The 1,788-nt window shown below is 61.0% G+C and carries 2 protein-coding genes; both read right to left on the bottom strand.

The window, feature by feature from the left end; all coding sequences use genetic code 11:
• A partial coding sequence (locus tag AACS18_RS02610; RefSeq protein WP_108612027.1) for an ABC transporter transmembrane domain-containing protein occupies positions 1–1,171 on the bottom strand: 1,171 nt, incomplete at its 3' end.
• Positions 1,168–1,788 (bottom strand): ABC transporter ATP-binding protein (locus AACS18_RS02605; protein ID WP_146184738.1); only part of this gene is annotated, 621 nt, incomplete at its 5' end. The genes AACS18_RS02605 and AACS18_RS02610, both read right to left, overlap by 4 nt.

Genomic DNA, 1,788 nt, shown 5'->3' with positions numbered 1-1,788 from the left:
GATCCAGCGGATAGAAGCCCATCAGCAAGCTGATGATGGTGGACTTGCCGCTGCCGGTATGGCCCACCAGCGCCAGCATCTGGCCCGGTTTTGCGGCAAAGCTGACCTCCCGCAGCACCTGCTGCTCACCATCGTAGGAGAAGCTCACCCGCTCGAAACTGACCCGCCCTTCCAGCGGGTGCAGCTCGCCCTCGGTGCTCTCGCGGGTTTCATCGAGCAGGGCAAAGACCCGCTCCCCCGCCACCATCGCCTGCTGCAACTGGTTAAGCTGGTTGGTCATCTCGATGAGCGGCTCGATCATCCGGCCCAGATAGCTGATAAAGGCGTAGAGCACCCCTACCTGAATAGCACCCGCGTGGCTCCCCCCCTCATGGGCAAACAGCGCCAACAGACCAATCAGCACCATCATGTAGAAGAGATCGATGAGCGGACGCAGCAAAATGCCGTTGATCTTGAGGCTCTTGATCCGTGCCGACCAGTGTTGCTGGTTCACCTCGGCAAAGGCGTTGGCAAAGTGGCGCTCCTGCACCATGGCCTGGATCACCGGCATCCCCTGCAGCGACTCGTTGAGGCGGCTGTTGATGTCGGAGAGCAGGCTGCGGGTCGCTCGCACCACCGGCACGCTCAGTTTCTGGTAGAGCCACATCACCCCGCCCACGGCGGGCAGCAGCAGCGAGCAGACCAGCATCAGCCGCAGATCCAGCAGCGCCATGGAGATGAGGATGCCGCACAGCAGCACCACCTTTTGCACCAGCAAACCAATCACCTGCACATAGAGGTTCATGATCGCTTCGGTGTCGTTGGTGATGCGGGAAATCAGCGAGCCGGAACGATGCTTGTCAAAGTAGCGGGCCGGCAAGCGGATGGCGGTAGCAAATACCTGCTCGCGCAAGGTTTGCACCACCGCCTGGGCGATACGGTTAAAGCGCAGGGATTGCAAATAGAAACCCGCCGCCGACAGCACCTGCAAACCCAGATAGCCCGCTGCGATCAGGGCAATGGTGGGCAGCACGATATTGCGAGGCGCCAGATAGTCATCGATAAAGAGCTTGATCAGCAGCGGCCCGGCCACTTCGGCGCCGGTGGCAAGCAGCAAACAGATCCCCGCCTGAATAAGCCAGCGAGGATACTGGGCGCAGTAGGCGAGCAGTCGTTTAATGGTCGGATTCACAGGCTCTCCTCCACCGCTTCTTCGAGACGCTGATAACGCACCATATCTGCGTACCAGCCATTGTGCGCCATCAGGGCACCGTGATGACCCCGTTCGCTGATGGTCCCCTGCTCCAGCACCAGGATCTCGTCGGCCTGCTCCACCGCCGTCATGCGATGGCTGACCAGGATCAGGGTGCGACGATGGGCTTTGAGAGCGTGCAGAATTTGCTGCTCGGTGTGGGCATCCACCGCCGAGAGCGCATCATCGAGCACCAAAATGGGCGCATCCAGCAGCAGGGCACGGGCAATGGCCAGCCGCTGTTTCTGGCCGCCGGAGAGGGTCACCCCTTTCTCCCCCACCTCGGTCTCATAGCCCTTGGGGAAACGCACAATATCATCGTGGACACAGGCAATGCGCGCCACCCGTTCGACCTCCTCGCGGCTCGCATCGGGTTTGCCGAGGGCGATATTGGCGGCGATAGTGGTGGAAAACAGGAATGGCTCCTGCGGCACATAGGCAAACTGGCTGCGCAGTGTGGCGAGCGGCAGCTGGTCAATCGGAACGCCACCCATAACAATCGAACCGTGAGTCGGATTGGCAAGGCGCATCAACAGCTTGAGCAGGGAGCTCTTGCC

Origin of the sequence: Aeromonas sp. HMWF015 (assembly GCF_963878965.1) — a bacterium.
GTDB classification, from domain to species: Bacteria; Pseudomonadota; Gammaproteobacteria; order Enterobacterales; family Aeromonadaceae; genus Aeromonas; species Aeromonas veronii.
The sequence above is the reverse complement of the archived record's forward strand: the minus strand, read 5'-3'. Positions and strand labels throughout refer to the sequence as shown.